The following is a 428-nucleotide window of genomic DNA, read 5'->3' on the forward strand; positions in this document are numbered from 1 at the left end:
GGCCACGCCCAGCGCGGCGACGGCCAGCCACACGGCGAGGCCGGGGCGTTTGCGGGACGGGGCGGCCTGGGCCGGGATGGCTTCGTTGATCTGGGATTCGCTCATGGGTGACGACGGAACCATTCTTTGAGGCCGGCGACCAGTGCGGCATCGTCGGCTCGGGTTGTCACGATGCGTGTCGCGCCGAAAGCGTCCAGGCGCTCGGCGATACGCGGATGCGGCACGCAGTACAGCAGGCATTGTAGCGTTCCCATCCGGCGCGGGCCAGCCAGTCGGAACAATTGCTCTACCATTTCGCCTGAAGTGATGATCACGGCATCGGGCGGAGCGGCGTCGAACGCCGCCCAGTCCGGCGCGCCGTCGACGCGGCGATAGACCTCGGCGACCTCCACCCGGGCGCCCCGCGCGGCCAGCGTATCCGCCAGCAG

The 428-nt window shown here is 69.9% G+C and carries 1 protein-coding gene; it reads right to left on the minus strand.

Annotation, left to right across the window (positions count from 1 at the left end):
• Positions 1–101 precede the first annotated feature (101 nt).
• A partial coding sequence (locus LQR33_RS16810; RefSeq protein ID WP_231469814.1) for a uroporphyrinogen-III synthase occupies positions 102–428 on the minus strand: 327 nt, incomplete at its 5' end.

This window comes from Chromobacterium piscinae (genome assembly GCF_021129175.1).
Classification (GTDB): Bacteria; Pseudomonadota; Gammaproteobacteria; order Burkholderiales; family Chromobacteriaceae; genus Chromobacterium; species Chromobacterium piscinae.